This window comes from uncultured Turicimonas sp., assembly GCF_902477955.1.
GTDB lineage: Bacteria > Pseudomonadota > Gammaproteobacteria > Burkholderiales > Burkholderiaceae_F > Turicimonas.
The window spans coordinates 1-3,303 of sequence record NZ_CABSJB010000069.1 but is presented as its reverse complement, the minus strand read 5'-3'; the positions used below and the strand labels follow the sequence as shown (position 1 = coordinate 3,303).

General features: G+C 42.5%; 3 protein-coding genes. 2 read left to right on the top strand and 1 reads right to left on the bottom strand.

Annotated elements, in window-relative coordinates:
• On the top strand, positions 1–1,352 hold a 1,352-nt coding region (locus RDK53_RS12150), incomplete at its 5' end, for a formate--tetrahydrofolate ligase (protein ID WP_308515236.1).
• A 74-nt stretch (positions 1,353–1,426) separates the two neighbouring features.
• Here RDK53_RS12150 and RDK53_RS12145 read toward each other — a convergent pair.
• A complete protein-coding gene (locus tag RDK53_RS12145) occupies positions 1,427–2,197 on the bottom strand; it encodes a metallophosphoesterase (RefSeq protein ID WP_308515234.1) in 771 nt (256 codons plus the stop codon).
• Positions 2,198–2,408: 211 nt separating this feature from the next.
• On the opposite strand from RDK53_RS12145, the gene RDK53_RS12140 reads away from it, so the two are divergent.
• Positions 2,409–3,245, top strand: a complete 837-nt coding sequence (locus RDK53_RS12140; protein WP_308515232.1) for a DNA adenine methylase — start codon at positions 2,409–2,411, stop codon at positions 3,243–3,245.
• The last annotated feature ends 58 nt before the right edge of the window (positions 3,246–3,303 follow it).

Genomic DNA, 3,303 nt, shown 5'->3' with positions numbered 1-3,303 from the left:
GTATGAAAGGCGGAGCTGCCGGCGGCGGTTACTCTCAGGTCGTTCCGATGGAGTCCATCAATCTCCACTTCACAGGCGATTTCCATGCAATTACAGCATCCAATAACCTTTTAGCTGCTCTAATTGACAATGCAAAACATCAAGGTCAAGTTGAACTTAAGGAAGTTACTTGGAGACGTGTTCTCGACGTTAATGATCGCTCTTTGAGAGACATCGTTACCGGTCTCGGCGGCTTAGCAAACGGAACACCGGCTCAGACAGGATTTGACATTACTGCTGCCAGTGAACTCATGGCAATTATCTGCTTAGCTGACGGCGAATCTGACCTCCGTGCCAGACTTGATCGTCTAGTCGTCGGTATCAAAAAAGACGGCTCTGCCTACACTTGCGGTGAACTCGGTGCAACCGGCGCTTTAATGGCTTTATTAAAGGACGCCATGCTTCCAAACCTTGTCCAAACATTGGAAGGTGTCCCTGCTTTCGTTCATGGCGGTCCTTTCGCTAATATCGCTCACGGATGCAACTCCGTTGCTGCAACAAGAGCAGCTTTGAAACTTGCCGACTGGGCTATCACGGAAGCAGGCTTCGGCAGCGATTTAGGCGCTGAAAAGTTCTATGACATCAAGTGCCGTTTAACAGGTCTTCAGCCTGCCGCTACCGTTTTGGTAACTTCTTTGAAAGCTCTGAAGTGGCACGGCGGCGTTGCTCTTCCTGAAATCGGAAAACCGAATATGGAAGCCTTAAAAGCCGGCTTGCCGAACTTGAGAGCTCACATCAAGAATCTTCAGAACTTCGGCCAACAGGTAGTCGTCTCCCTCAATCATTTCTTCGGCGATCCGGAAGATGAAATCGAGGTTGTTCGCAATGAATGCAAGGCTTTAGGTGCGAGATTTGCTGTCAGCGACGGCTTTGCCAAAGGCGGAGAAGGTGCTGTAGACGTAGCCAAGGAATTAATTGAAGCAGTCAAAGAAGGCTCTCAGCCTCTCCACTTTGCTTATAACCTTGACCAGACAGTTCTTGAAAAGATTCAAGAAGTTAACACAAAGGTTTATGGCGGTAAAGATGTTGAATTCTCTCCCGCAGCTCAAAAAGACTTGGCTAAGATCGAAGCTTTGGGCTTCAGCAAGCTGCCTATCTGCATTGCCAAAACACCATTCTCTCTTTCTCATGAACCCGGCTGGAAAGGTGCTCCGAAGGACTTCACTCTTCCGGTTCAAAGACTTATCCTCAACGCCGGTGCAGGCTTCATCGTTGTTACAACCGGCGCCATTATGAGAATGCCTGGCCTGCCGAAAAAACCGGCAGCCTACTCTATTGACGTTGTTAACGGTAAATTTGTTGGCTTGAGCTAATGTTATCCGGCTCGGCCTCGCGCTGAGCCAGCTTGCAGGAAAACTCCAATCTGTAAAAAGGTTGGAGTTTTTCTTTAGATTTCCAAGTGCAGGGGTTTAAAAGACTGGTTATTAGCGTTGTAATAACCGAACGAATGTTCTAATACCTTGGCCTGTCCGATGTGAATGACGTCAGACTCATGGCAATGTCCGAAAACCCATGCCTTAATCTGAGGATTATCCAAAATAATGTCCTCAAGAGATGTACAGAAGCAGCTCTTAATTGGACTCTGCGACCAGCGCTCTGTTGTTTGGTAAGTCGGGGCATGGTGAGTCAAAATCAAAGTCTTCTGATCAGAAAATTTGTCTATCTGTTTCTTTAAATTTTCTAACTCTAAGTTATACAGAGCCTTATATTGTTCCAATGAAAATTTCTTGATGGCTTTGAAATCATTCAATGCGGCCTGAATAAGAACTTCATAGACAGGATCCAGTTCCGACCATAAAGTACCTCCGATAACTACAGTGTCATCGATAATGATTTCATTCGGCTCGCTCAGACTAAGAAAATGAATATTAGGAGCGTTATATCTTTCGGACCAATACTTCCAAGGAGATTCGGTATTAAGATCAAATCCCCAATAATCATGATTGCCGAGAATACAGACAACCTTTTCATATTTCTTTTTTACCAAATCAAAGAAATAGGAGGAATAAAAATCACTTTGGAAACCCACATCACCGCCAATCAGCAAATTAGGTGCTGTCGGATTTTCAAAGACAGAGTCTATAAACTCTAACCCTTTATCTCCCGTACCGGTTAGGTGGTCTAAATGAATATCAGAAATGATGTCAAAGCTAGGCATCTTAAAACCGAACTCCTAAGTGTTTATACCTAGGTATTTTTAAACTATAACGTCTCTTTTGACAAGAGTGTGAAACTTTTTGAGTACACAAAATATTTACTTATTAAGAAAAAGGCAATTTTGTATAGAAAGAAAGGTTTGGCAGAAATAGTTTTTTGTGAATTGCATTAATATCTACGTGGAGAAATACAATTTTTGGAAAGGAACGAGGATGCCAACAAAAGTCATGTCACCTGTGCTCAAATGGGCCGGCGGGAAGACACAACTTTTAGAGGCGTTAATGTCTAAAGTTCCCCAAACTTACAATACGTACTTTGAGCCGTTTATCGGCGCAGGAGCATTTTTTTTATCGCTCAAACCAAAAAGTGCGGTCATTAACGATACGAATGAGCAACTGATTAATCTTTATCAACAATTAAAGCATAGTCCCTCAGAAATAATTTCTATTGTGAACTCATTGGATGAAGTTGCTTGTGATAAGAAGTACTACTACCAGATTAGAGAGCGGTATAACCGGAAAATTACATCAAAGGAATTAGATCCGGAATGTGCAGCTCTCATGGTATGGCTTAACAAACATTGTTTTAATGGCTTGTATAGGGTCAATAGCCAAGGTTTCTTCAATGTCCCTTACAACAACAAAGTGACCGGTAAATCCTTAGACGAAAATAATATAGAAGCGATTTCTCGATTCCTTAAGGAACAGGACGTGACGATATTATGTTCCGATTTTGAAGATGCCTGCAAAAACGTTGGTCCGGGCGATTTTGTCTATTTCGACAGTCCATACGTTCCGGAAAGCCACTCTGCTGACTTTACTGACTATACAAAGATTGGTTTTTCTTATGAAGACCACGATCGTTTAGCCGTTCTTTTTCGTCGCTTAGACAGACTTGGAGCTTATGTAATGCTCTCGAACAACGATGTTCCTCTAGTGAGAGAGCTGTATAAAGAATATTTGATTGAACCGTTAGATGTTAAACGGCTAATCAACAGAAACGCTGCAAAGAGATCAGGAAAAGAAGTAATAATCACCAATTATAACTAATTGAATTTTCAATAACTCTTCTCAAAAGCTGACTCTTTTTCAACATTGGAGCTGATGT

Coding starts and splice junctions, on each gene's coding strand:
- RDK53_RS12145 (WP_308515234.1), bottom strand. CDS start 2,197: ATGCCTAGCTTTGACATCATTTCTGATATTCATTTAGACCACCTAACC.
- RDK53_RS12140 (WP_308515232.1), top strand. CDS start 2,409: ATGCCAACAAAAGTCATGTCACCTGTGCTCAAATGGGCCGGCGGGAAG.